This is a genomic window from Nguyenibacter vanlangensis, from assembly GCF_038719015.1.
Lineage (GTDB): Bacteria > Pseudomonadota > Alphaproteobacteria > Acetobacterales > Acetobacteraceae > Gluconacetobacter > Gluconacetobacter vanlangensis.
On the sequence record NZ_CP152276.1, the window covers coordinates 1 to 16984 of the forward strand.

16 protein-coding genes and 1 pseudogene are annotated in these 16984 nt (G+C 63.1%); 7 read left to right on the forward strand and 10 right to left on the reverse strand.

Features of this window, described 5'->3' with window-relative positions:
- Positions 1-58 precede the first annotated feature (58 nt).
- Positions 59-1245, reverse strand: a protein-coding gene (locus AAC691_RS00005) for an IS3 family transposase (RefSeq protein WP_342628462.1) whose coding sequence is annotated in 2 segments (ribosomal slippage) — positions 59-975 and positions 975-1245 — 1188 coding nt in all. Because the reading frame shifts where the segments join, the coding sequence is not laid out codon by codon here.
- A 112-nt stretch (positions 1246-1357) separates the two neighbouring features.
- Between AAC691_RS00005 and AAC691_RS00010 the strand changes: the two genes are divergently transcribed.
- Positions 1358-2242, forward strand: a complete 885-nt coding sequence (locus AAC691_RS00010; RefSeq protein ID WP_342628524.1) for a LysR substrate-binding domain-containing protein — start codon at positions 1358-1360, stop codon at positions 2240-2242.
- Positions 2243-2265: 23 nt separating this feature from the next.
- Here AAC691_RS00010 and AAC691_RS00015 read toward each other — a convergent pair.
- Both AAC691_RS00015 and AAC691_RS00020 read right to left on the reverse strand, forming a co-directional pair.
- Positions 2266-3051: pseudogene (locus AAC691_RS00015) on the reverse strand (IS5 family transposase).
- A gap of 79 nt (positions 3052-3130) precedes the next feature.
- Complete coding sequence (locus tag AAC691_RS00020; protein ID WP_342628526.1) at positions 3131-3760, reverse strand: TetR/AcrR family transcriptional regulator; 630 nt, start codon at positions 3758-3760, stop codon at positions 3131-3133.
- A gap of 33 nt (positions 3761-3793) precedes the next feature.
- Between AAC691_RS00020 and AAC691_RS00025 the strand changes: the two genes are divergently transcribed.
- Positions 3794-5098: an alpha/beta hydrolase gene (locus AAC691_RS00025; protein ID WP_342628527.1), complete on the forward strand. Its 1305-nt coding sequence runs from the start codon at positions 3794-3796 to the stop codon at positions 5096-5098.
- Between the two features lie 171 nt (positions 5099-5269).
- Entirely contained in the window at positions 5270-6190 is a 921-nt protein-coding gene (locus AAC691_RS00030; protein WP_342628528.1) for a DMT family transporter, read from the forward strand.
- Between the two features lie 56 nt (positions 6191-6246).
- Here AAC691_RS00030 and AAC691_RS00035 read toward each other — a convergent pair whose 3' ends face one another.
- Positions 6247-6921, reverse strand: coding sequence for a TetR family transcriptional regulator (locus AAC691_RS00035; RefSeq protein ID WP_342628529.1), 675 nt, complete (start codon positions 6919-6921; stop codon positions 6247-6249).
- A 127-nt stretch (positions 6922-7048) separates the two neighbouring features.
- Here AAC691_RS00035 and AAC691_RS00040 point away from each other — a divergent pair, with 127 nt between their 5' ends.
- The 3 genes from AAC691_RS00040 to AAC691_RS00050 all read left to right on the forward strand — a co-directional run bounded on the left by AAC691_RS00040 (position 7049) and on the right by AAC691_RS00050 (position 10550).
- The gene (locus AAC691_RS00040) at positions 7049-8152 is read left to right on the forward strand and encodes a Gfo/Idh/MocA family oxidoreductase (RefSeq protein WP_342628530.1); all 1104 of its coding nucleotides are present in this window, start codon (positions 7049-7051) and stop codon (positions 8150-8152) included.
- Positions 8153-8214: 62 nt separating this feature from the next.
- Positions 8215-9417 (forward strand): GDSL-type esterase/lipase family protein, encoded by a 1203-nt coding sequence (locus tag AAC691_RS00045; RefSeq protein WP_342628531.1) that lies wholly within the window; start codon positions 8215-8217, stop codon positions 9415-9417.
- A complete protein-coding gene (locus AAC691_RS00050; RefSeq protein ID WP_342628532.1) occupies positions 9414-10550 on the forward strand; it encodes an NAD(P)/FAD-dependent oxidoreductase in 1137 nt (378 codons plus the stop codon). Before AAC691_RS00045 ends, AAC691_RS00050 begins: the two co-directional genes overlap by 4 nt.
- Positions 10551-10689: 139 nt before the next feature.
- Here AAC691_RS00050 and istB read toward each other — a convergent pair whose 3' ends face one another.
- Both istB and istA read right to left on the reverse strand, forming a co-directional pair.
- Positions 10690-11490, reverse strand: a complete 801-nt coding sequence (gene istB / locus AAC691_RS00055; RefSeq protein ID WP_342626975.1) for an IS21-like element helper ATPase IstB — start codon at positions 11488-11490, stop codon at positions 10690-10692.
- Positions 11490-12782, reverse strand: a complete 1293-nt coding sequence (gene istA / locus AAC691_RS00060) for an IS21 family transposase (RefSeq protein WP_342628533.1) — start codon at positions 12780-12782, stop codon at positions 11490-11492. The genes istB and istA overlap by 1 nt, the downstream gene beginning before the upstream one ends.
- On the opposite strand from istA, the gene AAC691_RS00065 reads away from it, so the two are divergent.
- Positions 12684-13811 (forward strand): LysR family transcriptional regulator, encoded by a 1128-nt coding sequence (locus tag AAC691_RS00065; protein ID WP_342628534.1) that lies wholly within the window; start codon positions 12684-12686, stop codon positions 13809-13811. The two genes, istA and AAC691_RS00065, sit on opposite strands and share 99 nt — an antisense overlap.
- Here the strand turns inward: AAC691_RS00065 and AAC691_RS00070 are convergent.
- From AAC691_RS00070 to trbF, 4 genes are read right to left on the reverse strand one after another with little or no spacing between them, the layout of a single operon-like run.
- Positions 13796-14029, reverse strand: a complete 234-nt coding sequence (locus AAC691_RS00070; protein ID WP_207879520.1) for a DUF2274 domain-containing protein — start codon at positions 14027-14029, stop codon at positions 13796-13798. The genes AAC691_RS00065 and AAC691_RS00070 overlap by 16 nt on opposite strands.
- Entirely contained in the window at positions 14026-15228 is a 1203-nt protein-coding gene (locus AAC691_RS00075; RefSeq protein WP_342628535.1) for a TrbI/VirB10 family protein, read from the reverse strand. Before AAC691_RS00075 ends, AAC691_RS00070 begins: the two co-directional genes overlap by 4 nt.
- Positions 15225-16298 carry a P-type conjugative transfer protein TrbG gene (gene trbG, locus AAC691_RS00080; RefSeq protein ID WP_342628536.1) on the reverse strand — a complete coding sequence of 358 codons (1074 nt, stop codon included), beginning with the start codon at positions 16296-16298 and terminating at the stop codon, positions 15225-15227. Before trbG ends, AAC691_RS00075 begins: the two co-directional genes overlap by 4 nt.
- Positions 16295-16984 (reverse strand): conjugal transfer protein TrbF, encoded by a 690-nt coding sequence (gene trbF, locus AAC691_RS00085; RefSeq protein ID WP_207879527.1) that lies wholly within the window; start codon positions 16982-16984, stop codon positions 16295-16297. Before trbF ends, trbG begins: the two co-directional genes overlap by 4 nt.

Consider the following 16984-nt stretch of genomic DNA (forward strand, 5'->3'; position numbering starts at 1 on the left):
AGGTGGCCCCATTCGTTCGGACAGATTGTGAGGTAAAATAAGCTATTGCCCGTTGTTGCTATGCTGCCAATTTCTCGCTGTTGCTGACCGACACCATTGCCGGGGTTAACCCCGGCAACGGTGTCGGAGCGGATCCATGATACGCCTCATCGGGCGTGCATCCAGTGAGCGCCGAGTGTGGGCGCTGGGCATTATAATGACCAATCCATTTCGCCAGGCCGGCCCGGAGTTCCGAGCCGGTCTCGAAAGCGTGGAGATACACGCATTCATATTTCAATGACCGCCAGAGCCGTTCGATGAAGACGTTGTCCATCCAGCGGCCGCGCCCGTCCATGCTGATGCGGATCTGCCGCTCCTGCAGCACTTCAGTGAAGCGCGGCGTGGTGAATTGGCTGCCCTGATCCGTGTTGAAAATCTCCGGCTTTCCGTAGCGGGCCAACGCCTCCTTCAGGGCCTCAACGCAGAAGTCCGCATCCATGGTATTGGACAGGCGCCAGGCCAGAACCTTGCGCGTCGTCCAGTCCATGATCGCCGTCAGATACAGAAAACCCCGGCGCATCGGAATGTAGGTGATATCCGAACACCAGACCTGATTGGGTCGGTCGATCGTCAGGTCCCGTAGGAGATAGGGATACGTGCGATGCTCCGGGTGGGGCACCGTCGTGCGCGGTTTCTGGTAGATCGCAACCAGCCCCATCCGGGCCATCAGCCGTCCGATCCGCTTGCGACCCACCTCATGGCCCAAACGACGAACGTGCCGCGCCATCTGCCGGGTGCCATAATACGGCGTTTCCATGAACTGCTCGTCGATCAGCCGCATCAGCATCAGGTTGAACGCGCTTTCTGGCGCAGACTGATAATACACGCCCGATCGATTGAGCCTCAGAAGGGCACATTGCCGGACGACCGACAGGCGAGGAAGCTGCGGGTCGATCATTTCCCGCCTCTGGTCACGCCCAAGCGAACAGAGGCATCCCGCAAAAAATCCCGTTCCACCAAAAGCTGGCCGATCTTCGCATGAAGCTTTTCGACCTCGGCTGCACTCGTCGCAGGCTCCGCAACGGCCTTGCCCGAAAAGGTCGCGGCCATGCCCTCGATCGCCTGGCGCTTCCACTGGGCGATCATCGTCTGATGCACACCGTGCTTCGACGCCAGTTCCCCCAGCGTCTGCTCGCCACGGATCGCCTCAAGAGCCACCCGCGACTTGAACTCGCCCGAATACCGTTTCCTCGTAACCTTGCCCATCAGTCCCTGTCCCTATCCAGGTCCGGGATAGCCTATCATCCTGTCCGATTTTCCGGGGCCACCTCTGATATCAATCAATTTATGCGGCGGACGAGTAATGGAAACGGCTTGGTTGGAGGATTTCATCAAGCTAGCCGAGGAAGGCAATTTCTCGCGGGCCGCCCAGGCGCGTAACCTCAGCCAGCCCGCCTTCAGCCGCAGGATCAAGGCACTGGAGGAATGGGTCGATGCCACGTTGATCGACAGGGATACACATCGTATCGCCCTAACGCCCGCCGGCGCTGCTTTCCGAAGCGTCGCAGAAGAACTGCTGCGCCGGTTGGCGCTTGGCAGGGACGAAGCGCGGGCACTCGGCGCCGCGCAGACGAGCACGTTGCGCTTCGCATCGACCCATGCGTTGTCGGTGACTTTTTTCCCGGATTGGCTGCGCGGTTTCGAGGAAGAAAGCGAGCTAGGGCCCGTCAGTCTCATTGCCGACCACATGGCGGCCTGCGAGCGCATCATGCTCGAGGGCACTGCCGACATGCTGCTTTGTCACCACCACCCTTCAGCGCGGCACAGGCTCGATGAAGGCAACTTTCGGTCTGTCTCGCTGGGCGATGACCAGCTGATCCCGGTCTGCGTGCCGGACAGCTGCGGTACGCCTCTTTTCCCGCTTCCGGGAAAGGACGGCGAATTTCTTCCCTATCTTGAATTCGACGAGCATTCCGGGATGGGGCGAATCCTTGCGGCGTGCCAAGTGATCGAACGTGGCGGTGCTCAGCTTCGCCCGGTGTTCCGCTCGCATCTCGCCAGCGTCCTTCTAAGGATGGCGCGAGATGGCAAGGGCATAGCCTGGGCGCCGATGAGCCTCTGTGCGGGCGACCTGGCATCCGGCCGCCTGATGAAAGCCGCCGAGGGCTGGGACGTGCCGATCGAGATCCGCATCTTCCGCCCCCGACAGCGTCGTAGCACTGCCGTCGAGGCCTTCTGGAGACGTCTTCCAGCAGCAGAGTAACGCGCTCACATGCCGGCCGCATACTAGCGTTCGTGGACAAAGGTGGTCCAGAGGAAGGCTGAGGCGATGGAGACGAAGCCGAGATAAGATTGTGCGGTCTTGTCGTATCGAGTGGCGACACGCCGCCAGTTCTTGAGCTTGTTGAACATGCGCTCGATGCGGTTTCTTAGCTTATAAGCATGCCGATCATGGCTGGCGGGGTTTCGTCTCCCGCGTTTGGCGGGGATCACGGGCCGCGCGCCGGTGTATGAGATGTCGGCCCGGATCTGGTCGGCGTCATAGCCACGATCCGCCAGAAGCCTATCGAGACGACCGCCGATGGCACGGAACAACGGTTCAAAGCCTTGCTGATCGTGCGCCTGTCCAGGCGTCAAGACGAAGGCGAGCGGGAGGCCGCGTGCATCGCAGCGGGCGTGGAGCTTGGTCGAGAAGCCGCCGCGCGATCGGCCGAGCGCCTCGGCCGGGCCAGCGCCTTTTTTATCCCGGCAGCGCAGTGATGGGCGCGCACGACCGTGCTGTCGATCATGTCGGCCGACCGGTCGCGGCCGACCAGTTCAGCCAAGGTTTCCAGCAGGGCCTCGAACACGCCCTGTTCGACCCAGCGGCGATAGCGCCGGAACACGCTGTTCCACTTGCCGTAGCAGGGCGGAAGATGACGCCATTGCGCTCCCGTCCGCGCCATCCACATCATGCCGTCGAAAAAGCGGCGATTATCCCCCGCAGGCCGACAGCCCCCGGCCTGCCTCAGCCGGAAGTAGCGGGCCAATCAACGCCCACTCCGCATCCGTCGCCCCGATCGTCCCGTCCAACGCCGCCTCCAAATGGCAGCGTTGAATCAATCCCACTCAGCCCCGTCAAGCTTTGTCCACGAGCGCTAATGGACCCGGATCACCCGTCCGCGGTAGCCCATTTCCGGGCACTGACATCCGCTAGCGCCTCGAATATGGCCGGCGTGCGTTCCAGACGGGCGATCGTTCGCGCGCCTTCGAGGGCTGCGACCAGTGCGGCGGCGGTAGCGGATGCGCGCGCGGGAGCAAGGCCGCCCCCCCTGAAATGCTCGGCAATGATCTCGGTCGATTCGACGAATCCGCGCGCAACCCGCTTGGTGAGCTCGGCATCGATCGCGGGCAACTCGTTCGCCAGATTTTGCATGAGGCATCCATACTGGAAATCGGCGGCGACCATTTCGGCAGCGAATGCGCTGAAAAGCCGTCGAACAAAACTCACAGCATCTCCCGTCGTATCCGCGGAGATATTCCGCAAAACCGCAATTCTGCCTGCGATGTAATGATCGATTGCCTCTTCGGCGAGCTGGGCCTTGCCGCGTGGAAAGTGGAAGTAGAACGACCCTTTAGGCGAGCCGCTTTCTTCCAGGATCTGGGTCAATCCAGTCGCGGTATAGCCTTGGATGCGGAACAGCCGTTCGGCCGCGGCGATCGCACGAGCGCGCGCGTCAGTCTTACGTGTCATCCCGGCAATATAACACGCCTCGCTTGACGCATCTATGGTGATCACCATACTATGGCGATTGCCATATTTCGGAGCCTGGCGATGCCCCTCTATCAATCCAAGCCATCGCCGTCCCGACGCACCGTCCTGGCCATGGGGGCGGCCAGCCTGGTTGCGGCGTCGCTTCGGCCCGCCCGCGCAAACCCTATGGGAGGAACTGATTTGACGACGCAGCCATATGGCGGGGGAACGCTTCCCAAAGAGATCCGCTCGCGCATGATCCGTGGGGTCAACGGCCTCGACGTCCATATTCTCGAAGCCGGTCACGAACGCCCTGGCCGGCCGCTCGCGCTGCTTCTGCACGGCTTTCCGGATCTGGCTTACGGCTGGCGACACGTGATGCCGATCCTGGCCGATGCCGGGTACCATGTCGTGGCGCCCGACCAGCGGGGCTATGGCCGCACGACCGGATGGGTCGACGGCTATGACGCTCCGTTGGAGCCCTTCAGCTTGTTGAACATGACGCGTGATGTCCTCGGACTGGTTTCGGCCTTGGGGTATCGACGGATAGCGATGCTGGTCGGGCACGATTTCGGCTCGCCCGTCGCGGCCTATTGCGCGCTCGCCCGACCGGATGTCTTTCCCTCGGTGGTGCTGATGAGCGCTCCGTTTCCCGGTCCGCCGACATTTCCGTTCGATACTGCGGAGCAGGAAGAACCCTCAGCTCGACCGAACACCGACAATCAAAAGCTGGCGGCCGCGCTGGCGGCGCTCGATCCGCCGAGAGAGTATTATCAGCAATATCTGAGCGCACGGCAGGCAAACGATGACCTATGGCACCCGCCTCAAGGTCTGCACGGGTTTCTTCGAGCGTTTTTCTACGTCAAAAGCGCCGACTGGCCGGGAAACAAGCCCTATCCGTTGAAGGGCCGAACCGCCGCAGACCTCGCGCAAATGCCAACCTATTACGTCATGGAGCTCGGTAAGACGATGCCCGAGACGGTGGCCCCATTTGAACCGTCCGCCGCCGAGGTCCAGGCCTGCAAATGGCTCACCGAGCCGGAACTGGGCGTCTACACGGACGAGTATGGCCGCACCGGGTTTCAGGGCGCCCTGCAGGCTTATCGCGTCGTCTCCGATCCTGGCCTGAATGCTGAGTTGCGGCTGTTTTCGGGCAAGAAGATCGATGTCCCGTCGCTCTTCATCGGAGGCAGGAGCGACTGGGGCACCTATGCGGCGCCGGCCGCGCTCGATCTAATGAGGACGAAGGCGACGACGAAGATGGGGGAAATTGAGCTGATCGATGGTGCGGGTCACTGGATTCAACAGGAGCAGCCAGCTCGGCTCGGCATGCTCCTGCTCGCCTTCGCCAAGGAGGTTGGCGCGGTGGATCGCGCCAGCCGTTAGGCGTTCGCCACGAGGGTCTCGTGTACAAGGAGGTCCACAATGGAGATGGACCGACGCGACTGAACTCCGCGGCCTACTGGCGCCAAGCGAATGGCAATCCGACGTTAGCGCCCTTCTGGCTGTCCTCCGTCAGCGCTACCCAGACCTCTCGAACAGTAGCTAGGTGGCGAGATGTCCATCGGTATCAGCTTGATCGTCCTGCTAGCCGCGCTCTTGCATGCGAGCTGGAATGCATTGTTGCGCGCCGGTTCTGACCGTCTCTGGTCAATGACGATAATGTGTGTGGCGATCGCGATCGTTTGCGCGGGGTTGGCTCCCTTCGTTCCAGCTCCGGCAAAAGCCAGCTGGGAATATGCGCTCCTCTCGGCGCTGCTCCATGTCGGCTACAATCTATTTTTGGTGCGAACTTACCGGAGCGGAGATCTCGGGCAAACCTACCCGATCTCGCGCGGCTCCTCGCCAGTTCTCGTATCGATCGGAGCGATGCTGTTCGCGGGCGAATTCCCCGATCCAATCGGCGCTTTCGGCGTAATGCTCGTTTCCGGAGGGATCGTATCGCTCGCTTTACAGGGGCGAACAATCGGATGGGGCAGCCTTCCCTACGCGTTTGGAACGGGATGCTTCATCGCTGCCTATAGTGTGACCGACGGCATCGGCGTCCGTCTGTCCGGCTCGCCGATCGGTTATACGGTCTGGATGTGCCTGCTGTGGGGCGTGATGGCGCCGCCCGTCTATGCGGTCTTGCGCGACTGGCGCAGCCTCATGCGCGATCGACGAGAGACGGCGATCGCCGCCGGTGGCGGGATCGTATCGCTCGTTGCCTATGGTATTGTGATCTTTGCCATGTCGTGGGGGCCAATGGCATCGGTATCGGCGCTCCGTGAAACCAGCGTCGTATTCGCCGCGCTGATCGGCCGTATCTTTCTGAGCGAGCGGCTAACGACCTGGCGCATTGTTGCCTGCTGTGTGGTGGCGCTCGGCGCGATTCTGATCAGCCATGACGGTACCGCCGGGTCCGCTGCCCCGGTTGCTCACAGGTCTGATTTGCACTGGATGGGGACCGGCATGCAATCTGACCCCGTAGCGAAATAGATGCTCGCGAACACGGCGGCTGCGCATCGCACTGTCCAGGCGCGCGCTCACGCGGACTAGGTGGACGAGCGAAGGCCACTGAGAAGGAGCTTAATACCCGCAAGAAAGTCTGCGCGGTCATCATGATCTGGTAACTGATCAGCAACATCACACGTAAATGGATAATCTTTCCGATCGAGTTGAGACCATGTGATCGCCAGAGACTCTAGGAGAGTAGACCTGTAGAGACCGCGCGCGCGCGTGAACTGCGCATTGGCAGCATTCTGACGACTGACGCCCACGATGTAGTTGAGCAGGGCACATACCGCCTGCCACTCGTCTCCATCCCTGACGTGAAGAGCGCGAACTTGCTGGCCAATGCGTTCAAGAATGCGAACCACGGGCATTTGCCCCGGAGCGTGTGTGAGCGCCGCTCCAACCCACGGATGGGCGTCGATTGCATCGAACAAGCTCAGCGAGAGCGTGCAGATGGCGTCTTCCGGCGGCATCCCGAGCACTGGCGCATCAACCGCATGGGCGACGATAGCGTCACAGGCAGCGGTTAGCAGTTCGCTCTTGCTGTCGATGTGCCAGTAGATTGCTCCTGGGCCAGTGGCTAGGCGGCCGGACAGGGCGCGGAATGTGAGGCCCTCCTCGCCGTCGCTGTCGAGGATTTCGATAGACGCCTCGATGATACGCTCGCGAGAGAGCGATTCCTGCCGCCGTTTGGCGGTGCGCGTTGTCTTGCCCATCCCCCCTTTATGGCAGACATGGAATGCCGTTCCAAGTTGACAGAAATGGAATTCTGTTCCATCGTGGAATGGCGTTCCACATCTGTCGCCGCCGTTCGAATGCGCCGGTTCATGAAGGATCAAAGCAATGACTGCGAGCCGTTTCCGTATCGGCATTGCAGGCCTCGAGCCGGGCAGGAGTTGGGCCGCGCGCGCTCACGTGCCGGCTCTTAGAGCGTTATCTGACAGCTTCGAGATTGCGGGCGCCGCCAACACCAGCTTGGAAAGCGCCCAGCGTGCCGCTGCTGAGATCGGTCTGCCGAAAGCATATACGAATGTTGCCGAATTGGTGGCGGATGCCGAGGTGGACATCGTCGCCGTCACGGTGAAGGTGTCGCATCACTTCGAAATAGCCAAAGCGGCAATCGAGGCAGGCAAGCACGTCTACTGCGAATGGCCGCTCGGTAACGGCCTTGCCGAGGCGGAGGAGATTGCAGCGCTCGCCAAGGCAAAAGGCGTGCTGGGCGTTGTCGGCACGCAGGCCCGTGTCGCGCCCGAGATCCAGTATCTGAAGCAATTGATCGTTGATGGTTTCGTCGGGGAGGTGCTGTCGACGACGTTGGTAGCTCGCGGTGGCGGCTGGGGGGGTATCGTGCCGGACAAGAAAAATGGCGCCTACCTTCTCGACAATGCCAGTGGCGCAACCATGCTCACAATTCCGGTCGGGCATACACTTGCCGGATTAACAGAAGTGCTGGGCCCAATCGCACAGTTGTCGTCGGTATTGGCGACCCGTCGCACGGCCGCGGTCGTCGCAGGAACCGGCGAGACGCTGCCCGTCACCACCGCTGACCAGGTGCTGGTTAGCGGCGTCCTTGTCAGCGGCGCGCCCATTTCCGTCCACTACGTCGGCGGTATGCCGCGAGACGGCGCGGGCCTGTTGTGGGAGATCAACGGCACGCAGGGAGATATCCGGGTGAAGGGTCCGTTTGGACACGCCCAGCTCGTGCCCCTCACGATTGAGGCGGCACGCGGTGACGAGAAAGCCTTTCAGCGGCTTGAGGTTCCCGCTTCATATCTCGGTGGCCTGCCGTCGGACCCCGCGCATGGAAACGTCGCGCGCAACTATGCGCGTATGGCACGTGATCTGCGCGACGGCACCCGTACAGCGCCGACGTTCGACGATGCTGTTTTGCTCCACCGCGTCATCGCAGCAATCGAGACAGCGGCGACACACTCGATAGAGCCGTGATTACGAGCGAACCAAAACGTCCCTTCGGCCTCGGCGAACGCCTCGGAAGAAAGGATAAATCCATGACTGAAGCGACACCGTGGTACGCAACATGGACGCAAGCCGTCACCGACTTTCGGGGCGAGGCGGACGAGCGAGGCTTCACCAATGTCACGGTTCGCCTGACCGTGCCGGCGAGCCTCGGCGGCAGCCGCGTTCGCGTGGAACTGAGCAATCGTTTCGGCGATGGGCCTGTTCGGATCGGACGAGGTGCGATCGGGATCGGCGACCGTTTCTCCAAAGTCGCGTTTGACGGGCTCTCCTCAACTGAGATCCCGCCCGGCGCGTCCCGGTGGACCGATCCCATCGGCTTGACCGTCCGCCACAGTGACGAGATCGTCGTCGATCTCTACCTCCCCGAGCCGACACCCTATACTACGGTGGCGGGATTCAGGTTTAGCCGATCTTCACCCGGGGACTTCGTGGGCGCGTGCCCGTTCCCGCTTGAAGGCGGGTCGCCGGAAACCATCAATGAATCCCGAGAATTTCCGGCCGCGAATACCGGGGCGGAGGACGAGCCTGATGGAACAGGCTGGTCGCTGCCTCCGGGAGGTCCATTTCTGCGGACGATCGAGGTCGCCGGGGTTGAGGCCAAGGCGGTGATTGTGGCCCTCGGGGGTTCGAGCACAGCCATGGGGTGGCCGCAGTACACGGCGGCCTTCCTTCCGGCCGACGCAAAAATCGCCGTCGTAAATCGGGGTATTGCGGGCAACCGCATTCGTCTGGATGCACCACCGTCGACGCCTTCGTGGGGGCGGTCGGGATTGTCTCGTTTCGATGAGGATGTGCTCGGAACCGCCGGCGCCACGCATCTGGTAATCGCCTATAACAGCAACGATTGGGGCCTTCCGGGTCGAATTACGCCCATGGCTGAAATGCCTTCAGTCGATCAATTGATCGCGGGATATCAGGAACTCATCGGCCGCGCCCAGGCAGCAGGACTGCAGGTCATCCTCGCAACCGTGACGCCACTCGCACCCGAACTGCTGGCTGAACCCGAACGAGAAGACATGCGCCTCGCATTGAACGCGTGGATTCGGGCGTCGGGCCACGTAGTCGTCGACTTTGATGCTGCGGTTCGCTCTGAATCAGATCCCTCTCGCCTCGCGGCCAAATACGCGGCCCCCGACGATACGCATCCCAGCGTGAACGGGTCGAAGCGCCTCGCACAGGCGATGGTTGAAGTTATTCAGCGATTGAAGCTCTGGCCCATGGAGGGCGCATGAATACTCCCATCACGATTATAGGCGCCGGACTCGGCGGCCTCATGCTCGCTCGCGTTCTCCACGTTCACGGTATCGCTTCGACGATCTACGAGGCGGAGGTCTCGCCCGACGTGAGGGCGCAGGGCGGCCAACTCGATATTCACGACTACAACGGTCAGGTCGCGCTCAAGGCCGCGGGCCTTTTCGATGAATTCACCGCGATCATCCACGCTGGTGGCGAGGCGACGCGTGTGCTCGATAAGCACGGGACCGTCTTGCTGGATGAACCCGATGACGGGACAGGTAACCGCCCCGAGGTTCAGCGGGGGGACTTGCGGCGGCTCCTGCTCAACTCGCTTCCAGCCGACACAATCCGATGGGGACATAGGCTCGCGTCGGTGTCCTCGCTTGGGAACGGACGGCATCTGCTGACTTTCAGCGATGGCCGGACGGTAGAAAGCGACATGCTGGTGGGCGCCGATGGCGCCTGGTCGAAAATTCGGCCGCTTCTTTCTGAGGCGAGACCGGCCTACGTCGGAACTTCATTCATCGAAACCTACCTGTTCGACGCCGACATCCGTCACACGGCCAGCGCCGAAGCAGTTGGCGCCGGCGCCTTGTTCGCACTTGCTCCGGAGAAGGGAATCCTCGCTCACCGTGAGGCGAATGGTGTGCTGCACACCTATGTGGCGTTGAACAAACCAGAAGACTGGCTGAACTGTATCGATTTCTCGGATGCGAGCACCGCTTTGGCGCGGGTCGCGGAGGAATTCGAGGGATGGGCTCCTGAACTGACAGCGCTCATTACCGATGGCGAGACTGACCCCATACCGCGCAAGATTTATGCGCTTCCGATCGATCACACCTGGGGCCGAGTCCCTGGCGTTACTCTCCTCGGCGATGCAGCACACCTGATGTCGCCCTTCGCGGGGGAAGGGGCAAACCTCGCGATGTTGGATGGCGCTGAACTCGGCAAAGCCATAGCTGCAAATGCTGGAGATATGAAAGCCGCGCTGCGCGCCTATGAGGCAGAGTTGTTTCGCAGAAGCGCATCCGCTGCCGCGGAGGCGGAGCAGAACCTGAAGCTGTGCTTCGACGAAAGCGCTCCTTACAGCTTGCTGAACCTTTTTTCCCAACCCTCAACGAATCAATAGGCTCTGATGTCTGATAGCGAGCCAGCGCGACGGCGGGCCGCACAGGCAGGGGGTGAGAGCAAGCCGCCCCCGCGGACTAAGGATGTTGTCAAACGAATTGAAGAACTGACCCCTTTGGCGAAGCGAGGAACTGACCCCGTCATGAAGTGGTTGTCTCGGCTTCTCTGATGGACGCTCCGGCCTTCTGCAGAAGGCCGGAGCGTCGTTTCTCCCGCAGACGGTAGCTGTCGCCGCGGATGGTGATCACGGTGGAATGGTGCAGCAGGCGGTCCAGGATGGCGGTGGCCACCACCGGGTCGCCGAAGACCTCGCCCCATTCTCCGACCGAGCGATTGGAGGTCAGCAGGATCGAGCCGCGCTCGTAGCGCCTTGAGACGAGCTGGAAAAACAGATGCGCGGCGTTGGCTTCGAACGGCAGATAGCCCAGTTCGTCGATGATCAGCAGCTTCGGTCGCGATAGGAGCGCCAGTTGCTTGTCCAGCGCGCCGTCCGCATGCGCCTTGGCCAGCATGGCGACCAATGTCGCGGCGGTGACGAACTGCACGCTGTAGTTTCGCCGGATCGCCTCGCGCCCGAGCGCCACGGCCAGATGCGTCTTCCCCGTTCCCGGCGGCCCCAGCAGCAGGATCGTATCGCCGTGCGCGACCCAGCGGCACTCGGCCAGATCGCGGACCTGCCGGGGATCGAGGGACGGCTGGGCGTCGAACTCGAAGCCGTCGAGTTCCCGCACGAACGGGAACTGCGCCATCTTGCTCGCCATGGCGATGCGGCGCTCGTCGCGTCGCGCGATCTCGCGCCCGACCAGGAATGCCAGTGCCTCGCGTAACGTCATGTCCGAGCGCGCCGCCTCGTCGAGCAGCGTGTCCAGCTGGTCGCGGATCGCCGTCAGCTTGAGCCGGTCCAGCATCCCGACCAATGCCGCATGGTCCACGCCCGCCATCACCAGGCCCCTCCCGCGACAGCCTCATATTCGGCCAGCGGCCGGAGCAGGTCGGGCAACAGGGTCGGTAGCCCGGCAAGTGATGGGCCGTTCGCGGCCGGTCCGCCGACCACGCCGGCGAGATGGGAGCGATCGACGATCCGCTGCCGGCGTCCCGCGCAAAGCGGATGATCCGCCACGACCTGCCCGGCATGACGCACGACGACGCGTCCGCCCAGCACCACAATCTGGACGCTCTCGCCGATCAGCCGCCACGGCACGGAGTAGCTGTTGGTGTCCAGGTCGATCGCGCAATCGGCCTGAACCTTGCGCACCAGATCGCGCAACTGGCCGAACGGCGCGCGTCCACCGAGCGGGCGCAGGGCCTCGGCCTCGCCGGCGAAACGCTCCGACGGTGCAACGCCCGTCGTGCCATGCACGCGCCGGTCGGCAATCTCGCGCGTCCATTGGTCAAGATGCGCCTCGAACATCGCCCAGTTCGCGAAACGCCGTCCCGCGACCGCGTTCTTCTTGACGTAGCCGACCCCGCGCTCGTCCTTGCCCTTGGTCCGGGCGCGATACGGCGCGCAGGCACGCGGCGCAAAGCCCCAATACCGCGCAAAGGCGTGCAGCCGCCCATTGAAACGAACCTCCCGCGTCGTCGCGTCGTGATGCTCGACCAGAGCTTTGGCATTATCGAGCAGGATCTCCGCCGGAACCCCGCCGAACCGCAGGAATGCGCCCTCCATGCCCGCGAACCAGTCCGCCTGTCCCTGCCTCAGCGACGCGCGGATATGCAGGCGGCGCGAATAGCCGAGCGTCGCCACGAACAGATACACCCGCAGCCGCTCATCGCCGATCCACACCCGCGTCTCGCCGAAATCGATCTGCAACTGCCGCCCAGGCGGCGTCTCGAAGCGAACCGTCGCCCGCTTCCGGGCCAATAACTCCCGCCGCCACGGCCGGACCTTCAACTCGACCGAGCGAAGCCCAATGACGATCCCATGCTCGCTCGCCAGTTCCTGGCGGATCACGTCGGCATTGCCGTCGTGCCGGAAGAACCGCTCCCGAAGCCAATCGTCCAGACCATCGAACGCCGACCGCCGCTCAGGCTGCCGATACGCGATCGCCCCGCCAGCACGGACATATCGTCGCGCCGTGTTCCGCGAACAGCCAAACTCCCGCGCCAGCCGCTTGGCTCCCCAGCCAAGCCCGTGCAGCCGCATCATCGCGGCAACCTCCTCGGGTTGCAGCATCCCCGTTCCCCGCATCGTTCCAGACAATGCGGAAATCATGCTCTTTTCTTCCGTCATCGGTGCCCCTTTCAAAAACGAAGGGGGGTCAGTTCCTCATTGCGACAGGGGGTCACTTTCTCACTTCGCCTGACAGATGTTGATGCGGAAGTTCCGGCACGAGCCTCGACGGACCTCGTCGAGTTTCGAGATTTGAGATTGGCAGTCATTACGTCTCAGCATCGCAGCCTAAGACAGGCAGCAGAAGCCATCAATATTCGTCAGTCCACTCTTAGCCGTCGCTTGCGAGATCTCGAATATTGCCTCGGGTCAGTGCTCTTCGAGCGCACCAACGGTGGAACGCGACCAACCGTCGAAGGCCAAGAGTTTCTCGAAGCGGCGAAACGCATCATCGAAGAAGTGAATGCGATCACTGTCCGGTTGAAGACCCGATCGCGCGGTGAGAGTGGCCGGTTGACGATCGGGGTTCATACCTCCCTGGCCGCGGGCAATTTACGGGCGACGCTGATCGAATACAGACGGCGTTTCCCGGAAGTGGAAGCTCAACTGGTCGACGGTTCAGGTGAACACCTAATTTCTGACCTCGCCGATGCAACGATTGATGTCGCATTCGTGGCTGAGAGCGAACCGAGCTGGCAAGACAGGTCATTGTCGGTCTGGAGCGAGCGCGTGGTCGTGGCGGTGCCCGACACTCACCCGTTCAATGACCAGGAGGTCGTGCATTGGCACGATCTGAAGCGGGAGCCACTGCTGTTACCGTCACGTGGCCCAGGACCGGAGTTCAACAAGCTTCTACGCAGCAAGGGAGGCGCGTCCGACTCGTTGCGCCTCTTTCGACACGACGTAAGCCTCGACCGCCTGCTAACGTTGGTCAGCCTCGGCTGGGGTCTTCTGCTGGCGCTCGAAGGGGCGATCGGATCCGCCCAAAGCCGCGTGAGCTTTCGCGAGGTGCATGATTTGGACGGACCGATGCGCTTCACTTTCCGGGCCTATTGGCGGCAAGCAAACAGCAATCCGTCCCTGTCTACGTTCTTGGAGATGCTACGCGAACGCTATCCTGATCTTTCCGCCGATCAGCCCCTGATCTGACTCTGGTCGCGCCGAGCCTTGGTGAACGCTCGATCGGTCGCCATGAATCGCGTGATCATCGGGACAATCAATCTCACCGGATCGGGCACAGCTTGACCTGTTGTCCTGCCAAGCGTCTCAGCATAGGCGACGAGATCGCGGTGGACTCCAGCGGGAAGTTCAACACTGACTTTGACGGGCTTGTCCTCTGTGAGGGGTCCGAGTTTCAGCTTGGTCATGGCGCTCCTCCTTGTCCGTAGGGTGCCAACACCAGATCTCGCGTCACGATGACCCGGACGGGGAAGCCGGGACGGATCGTGAGCGTCGGCTGGATGTTGAGTTGGCGCTGGACGATCTGCGAGCCGGTCTGGCTGATGCTGGTGGAGGCGCCGCTGCGAATCGCCTGCACCAAGTTGTTCTCATCCTGGCTCGTGCCCGCCTCGGCGCCGACGCTGAGCAGCGTCGAGAGCACGGCGGCCTTGAACAGCATGCCCCAATGGTTGTCGATCTCATCCTCCAGCCCGGCATAGCCCTGCGTGTCGGCTCCAGGCTGGCGCTCGAGCACGATGGAATTGCCGTCCGGCATGATGATGCGCGTCCAGACCAGGAGGATGCGACTCTGGCCGAAGGCGACCGAGCTGTCGTACTGGCCGATCAGCTTCGCACCCTGCGGGATCAAGAGAAACTGCCCGGTCGGACTGTCGTAGACGGCCTCGGTCACCTGGGCGGTGATCTGGCCGGGAAGGTCGGATCGAATGCCGGTGATGAGCGCCGCCGGGATCACCGTTCCGGCCTGCACGACATAGGGTGAGGCCTTGGCTTCGAGCCGGTCGGAACTGACGGTGCGCTTGTCCGGCGTGGCGTTCAAGAAGGCGGACTTGCGATCCTGCATGTTTTGCGCCGAGCCAGCGTCAACAGGCGGCGTGGGCGTCGGACCGCTCTGTGTCGCAGTCGCGGGCGGAGAGACGAGGCTCACCGGCTGCGGCTGCTGGTTGGTTTGAGCAAAGAGGCGACTGACGCGCGCTGCCTCGGTCTCCTGCGCAAGCCGCTGGGCCGCGGGATCGGGCGTGGGTGCCGGAGCGGTTGTGTTCGATGCGGCGCCGGTATTCAGGATCGGCTTGCCGAGATCGCCGGGCAGCGGCGGCCCGAGCGGTGGGGCTTGGCGCGGCAGTCCGGTGTAGTCCTTCGGCAGTCCGGCCAGGCCCTCGGCCGAGGGCCGGTTCTGAGTGCTGAGCAGCTCCTGCCCCGGCTGTCCCTTGTTGTGGGTCTGGAGCGCGTAGCCGAGCGCGCCGGCCACGGCGAGCGCGGACATCCCGCCGAGCGTGATCAGCACCTTGCGCGAGAGACGGGTGACGCGTGGCCGTTCGCCCCTAAGGCGGAGGTCGGGCGGCACGACGGGCGTGGGCGCCGGCTGTTGTTCTTCCGGCTCGTCCGTCATGACCGCGGCCTTCCGTCGGTGCGGACGATGCGGACCCGCCGCTCGCTGTCTTTATCGCCGAGGCGCAACTCGGCCGCGGCGAACAGGCGATCGACGATGTAGTAGTTCTGCCTGACCCGGTAATTCACCAGCTCGGAGCCGCCGGCTGGACCGATGACGAAGAGCGGCGGCATCTCGCCCTGGCGGATGCCCGACGGGAACTCGATGAAGACCTTCTGGCCATCGTCGAAGGCGCGCAGCGGCCGCCAGGCGGGACTATCGCCCTCGATCGCATAGCGGAAGTTGATCGCGACGAGGTCGACGCCGGTGGCGATCGGCGCGGCCGTCTCGGCTGCGGCATTCTGCTGGCGCAGCGCGATGAGCTGATCTTCCGGGTACTGCCAGGAGACCGAGGCCATGTAGGTCTTCTCGGTCGAGCGCAGCTCCAGCAGGTAGGTCCGACGATCGGTGTTGATGACGAGGTTCGTCACCAGCTCGGGCCGGATGGGCTTCACGAGGATATGGACCTTCTTGGTCGCACCCGCGCCGCTTTCGGTGTCGCCGATGATCCAGCGCACCGTATCGCCGGCCGCGACCGGACCTGTGCCAACGAGCTGCTCGCCCTCCTGCAGGGCGATGTCGGTGATCTCGCCGGGCGCCGTGTAGGCCTGGTAGAGCGCGCCCGCCGAATAGGGATAGACCTGCACGGCGTTGATGAAGCCATTGCGGACTGGCTGGATGCGAGCGGCCGCATTCGCCTGATTGACGCGCACGGCGGGATCGGGCGCTTCTGGGACGGGCTTACCCGTGTTGAGCGGCTTCAACTGGCCGGGCAGCGGCAAGGGCTTCGGCAGCTCGACGATCTTGACCGGCGCGGGCGGATCGACGGTGAGCTTCGCCGGCACGGCGCTGTCGTAGTTGATGTCCGGCGGGATGAACTTATGCGCGCAGCCGCCGAGCGCTGAGACGGAGAGCAGCAAAGCCGCAAGGCCGGCTTTACGGAAAGGCGCAATGCCTCCTTCCCGCTTCTGCTGAGAGACTGAAAGACGTGAAGCCGGACCGCCGGCTTCCATGGAAATCGGCGGGGTCATTGTCCCAGCTCCTTCGACCAGTTGATGGCGGTGACGTAGATGCCGAGCGGGTTCTTGCGGAGCACGTCGGCGGAGGTTGGCGTTTGGATCGCGACGGTGAGGATCGCGGTCCAGCGCGAGTTGTCGGCGAGCGCGCCGTCCTGGTAGCGGTGCTCGACCCACTCGACGCGGAAGCTCGACGGCGAGGCGCGGATGACGCTCGAGACGTCGATGGCGATCTGCTGATGGCCGAGCTTGCCGAACGGGTCGTTCGCGCGGGCATAGTCGTTGAGCGCCTGGGATCCTGAGGTGCTGGTGAAGTCGTAGGCCTGGAGCCAGTTCTGCCGCACGATGATGGGATCGGCCGGCAGCGAGCGGACCATCTCGACGAAGTGGGCGAGATACCAGGCGATCTGGGGATCGCTAGGGGTATAGTCGGGCGTGGCGGCCGTGACCGCTTGCGCTTGGCCCAGCTTGTCGACCTGGACCACCCAGGGGACGATGCTGCCATGGGTCGATTGCCAGACGAGGCCGCCAGCGAGGCCCATCGAGAGCGCCAGCGAGCCGAAGGCCATCAGGCGCCAGTTTTTCGCCTGCACGCGGGCCGAGCCGATGCGATCGTCCCACGCCTGCGCAGCGCGCTGATAGGGCGTTTCGGGTTCCGGCGTGCGGCCGTAACGGACGGTGGATCGGCGGAAGAGCGCCAT

Excerpts from the sequence above, each read along its gene's own strand:
- AAC691_RS00070 (WP_207879520.1), bottom strand. The coding sequence starts at position 14,029 with ATGACCAAGCTGAAACTCGGACCCCTCACAGAGGACAAGCCCGTCAAA.
- AAC691_RS00030 (WP_342628528.1), top strand. The coding sequence starts at position 5,270 with ATGTCCATCGGTATCAGCTTGATCGTCCTGCTAGCCGCGCTCTTGCAT.
- AAC691_RS00075 (WP_342628535.1), bottom strand. The coding sequence starts at position 15,228 with ATGACGGACGAGCCGGAAGAACAACAGCCGGCGCCCACGCCCGTCGTG.
- istB (WP_342626975.1), bottom strand. The coding sequence starts at position 11,490 with ATGGCGGGCGTGGACCATGCGGCATTGGTCGGGATGCTGGACCGGCTC.
- AAC691_RS00040 (WP_342628530.1), top strand. The coding sequence starts at position 7,049 with ATGACTGCGAGCCGTTTCCGTATCGGCATTGCAGGCCTCGAGCCGGGC.
- AAC691_RS00035 (WP_342628529.1), bottom strand. The coding sequence starts at position 6,921 with ATGGGCAAGACAACGCGCACCGCCAAACGGCGGCAGGAATCGCTCTCT.
- AAC691_RS00045 (WP_342628531.1), top strand. The coding sequence starts at position 8,215 with ATGACTGAAGCGACACCGTGGTACGCAACATGGACGCAAGCCGTCACC.
- trbF (WP_207879527.1), bottom strand. The coding sequence starts at position 16,984 with ATGGCGCTCTTCCGCCGATCCACCGTCCGTTACGGCCGCACGCCGGAA.
- AAC691_RS00025 (WP_342628527.1), top strand. The coding sequence starts at position 3,794 with ATGCCCCTCTATCAATCCAAGCCATCGCCGTCCCGACGCACCGTCCTG.
- istA (WP_342628533.1), bottom strand. The coding sequence starts at position 12,782 with ATGACGGAAGAAAAGAGCATGATTTCCGCATTGTCTGGAACGATGCGG.
- trbG (WP_342628536.1), bottom strand. The coding sequence starts at position 16,298 with ATGACCCCGCCGATTTCCATGGAAGCCGGCGGTCCGGCTTCACGTCTT.
- AAC691_RS00020 (WP_342628526.1), bottom strand. The coding sequence starts at position 3,760 with ATGGTGATCACCATAGATGCGTCAAGCGAGGCGTGTTATATTGCCGGG.
- AAC691_RS00050 (WP_342628532.1), top strand. The coding sequence starts at position 9,414 with ATGAATACTCCCATCACGATTATAGGCGCCGGACTCGGCGGCCTCATG.